Origin of the sequence: Anaerococcus porci, assembly GCF_034090325.1 — a bacterium.
Lineage (GTDB): Bacteria > Bacillota > Clostridia > Tissierellales > Peptoniphilaceae > Anaerococcus > Anaerococcus porci.
The window spans coordinates 1-2,411 of the sequence record NZ_JAXDSU010000070.1 but is presented as its reverse complement, the minus strand read 5'-3'; the positions used below and the strand labels follow the sequence as shown (position 1 = coordinate 2,411).

Annotated in this window: 3 protein-coding genes; all 3 read right to left on the bottom strand. The window is 25.5% G+C overall.

All coding sequences use genetic code 11. The annotated features are described in order from the left end of the window. Positions 1-62 precede the first annotated feature (62 nt). Positions 63-326 carry a hypothetical protein gene (locus SOR60_RS07610; protein WP_154274055.1) on the bottom strand — a complete coding sequence of 88 codons (264 nt, stop codon included), beginning with the start codon at positions 324-326 and terminating at the stop codon, positions 63-65. Next, the gene (locus SOR60_RS07605) at positions 320-889 is read right to left on the bottom strand and encodes a hypothetical protein (RefSeq protein WP_154274054.1); all 570 of its coding nucleotides are present in this window, start codon (positions 887-889) and stop codon (positions 320-322) included. Before SOR60_RS07605 ends, SOR60_RS07610 begins: the two co-directional genes overlap by 7 nt. A gap of 99 nt (positions 890-988) precedes the next feature. Next, a partial coding sequence (locus SOR60_RS07600) for an ABC transporter ATP-binding protein (protein WP_320595624.1) occupies positions 989-2,411 on the bottom strand: 1,423 nt, incomplete at its 5' end.

Sequence of the window (2,411 nt, the reverse complement as noted above, 5' to 3'; positions counted from 1 at the left end):
AAAACAATAACTACTACATATATGCTTTTAATTATTTTTCTGTTCTTCACTTTTTATACCAGCTATTTGAAAATTAAATTTCCAATGAACATAGTAATTGGAAAAGATAATACCAATAGCAAGTTCAAAAAAACAAATAGTATAGATTTTCTTTTTATGGAAGATATCAAGCCAATTATCCCAAGTATAGGACATATAAAAATCGTGCTTATACCTAAAGGTTTCAATTCTGTAAATTTATTTAATAAATCTACAGGAAGAATATATGAAATAACAAATATTATTATGCCGAGTATAAATGTGTATTTTTCTATATTTTTTAGCATCCTACTTGACCTACTGTATTAAAGTATGTTCTGATTGCCCAAGCAACTTTAGCCATTGTTCCTGACATTTCGCTTTTATGTGCATCAATATAATCTACTAAGTCTTTATTACATTTACAATTCTTTCTAAGAGTTGGAGACCACTTGTAGCATTGATCGTGTCTTCTACAACCTTCATCTAGTACATCAGTAACTGGTTCATCTGAATCCTTTCCGCCATAACCTGGTCCACAATAATTTCCCCATATTGGTAAACCTATTGAGCGAGTACTATAACCTTCTGTATTAAATTCTGCATAATTTGAACTAACTGATTCTAACAATAAGCCTTGTTCTATAACTTCTGGATCTTCGTTATTATTTTGTGCATTTTGATAATCAAAATATAGTCTATCATTATCTACAATGATATATTTCTTAACTTCATCTCCTATTTTTTCAATATCATTATAGCTTAGACTTTCTCCATGTGATGCAGATACATTATTATTTGGTAAGATAAGTACACAAATAGCCAATACAAAAATTAACCCGAAAAATATTTTTTTTAATTTTTCTTTCATTACATCTCTCCTTTATGCTACTAACGCTTTTACTGCCTTATTTCTAATTTAATTTTATAGTAGTTAGAAATTTATTTCAGCTAACTTTTGTGAATACTTTTATATTGAAATATTTTTATCAGGCATTAGAAATAATCCATCACATATCCTTTGTATTTCATATTCATGTGAAATTATTATTAGAATATTATTCTTACTTCTTTCTTTTATTTTAGAAATTGCTTTTTTCTTCATTTCTTGATCCAATCCAGATAATACTTCGTCTAGTAGAATCAAAGAATGTCTGCCAATCATCATCCTAGCCAGATGAATTTTTTGTTTTTCTCCTTTTGATAAAGTATCTTTCAAATTTTTAGTACTATATTTTTCAATTCTATCTAATTCTAAGAATTGAATTATTTTTTTTAAATGTGATTCATTTACCTTCTTTTTCTCTAATATTGTAATATTAGAATTTAGGTTTTCACGTAATATAAATGGTTTGCTTTCTATAAACAAAACTTCATTTCTTAAATCTTCATCTCTATAGTCGCTTATCTCATTACCATTTATCAAAATTTCTCCTTCGTAATCAGTATAAAGTTTACTTATTAGATTAAAAATTGTTGTTTTACCTGATCCGTTTTCTCCAACTATTCCATATAATCCAGGTTTATTTATTTCAAATGAAAAATCTTTCAATATGTATTTATCATCATATTTGAACGAAACATTTTTAAATTTAAGGCTAGTTACTTTTGATAATTTCTTTCCATCAACTTTATTTTCACTGTCATAATCCATAATTTTCTTATATCGTTCTAAATCTACAATAACTTCATTAAAAGATAAGTTTAAATCACCAATTTTTTTAATTGACGAATGTAACTTTTCCATATAACTACTAAAAGCAACTATATTTCCCAATGTTAAATTTCCTGCAATTATTAATTTTGCTGAAGTAAATAAAATTAGAGAGCTCAAAATAATAGCTATCAAATCTTGTAAACTCGTTACTGTCATATTTATTTTCAAATTAGACATAGATACATTTTTTAAATCCTTAAGCTTTTTCCCATAATTTCTTTTAAATATTTTTTCTAAATTATTTAGTTTTATTCCAGTTAAATTTGAAATCGTATCTATTAGATAATCTGAATATGCATCTAATTTAGCAATATAGTCTCTTTGTTTACTAATAATAGTACTTTTGAATATGTAGTTAATTCCGTAAGTCAATGGAAGTAATATAATCGCAATTATAAATAATTTTAATGATATCCTAATCATAATGTAAGCAGATATAATTATACTAAATAAAATCATTACAATGCTTGAAAAAAAGTCTATATAGAAACTGACTATTTTATCACCTGTATTTTCTATTCTGCTTACAAGTTCTCCTTCACCATACGAATTTAAAAATTCATATCTCGTATCTAATATTTTAGCGAACATCGCTTCTTTTATACTATTTGAACAATCTATAGATAATATATTGCCTATCCATTCCTCCAAAATACTGCTTAAACTTTGAAATATA

Bases quoted from the DNA above. Each gene is read 5' to 3' on its own strand.
- SOR60_RS07610 (WP_154274055.1), bottom strand. From the start codon at position 326: ATGCTAAAAAATATAGAAAAATACACATTTATACTCGGCATAATAATA.
- SOR60_RS07605 (WP_154274054.1), bottom strand. From the start codon at position 889: ATGAAAGAAAAATTAAAAAAAATATTTTTCGGGTTAATTTTTGTATTG.